The 206-nt window shown below is 51.0% G+C and carries 1 protein-coding gene; it reads right to left on the reverse strand.

Annotated features, from left to right (window positions below):
* Nucleotides 1-206: hypothetical protein (locus tag OQV04_RS24980; RefSeq protein WP_332643271.1), on the reverse strand; the 206-nt coding region annotated here is incomplete at both ends.

Raw genomic sequence — 206 nt, forward strand, 5'->3', positions numbered from 1 at the left:
CATACCTCGGCAAGCTGGTTGCAGGTTCAGGCCGCAGGCTAAATTCGTAGAATTTAAATCCTGCACGACCCACCATCTTAACAGCAGCGCAAGCCAATTCACCGCCCCGTAAATACTCAGTTACCAATCCATACCTCGGCAAGCTGGTTGCAGGTTCAGGCCGCAGGCTAAATTCGTAGAATTTAAATCCTGCACGACCCACCATC

The organism is Escherichia sp. Lx600-2 (genome assembly GCF_036662595.1).
GTDB lineage: Bacteria > Pseudomonadota > Gammaproteobacteria > Enterobacterales > Enterobacteriaceae > Escherichia > Escherichia coli.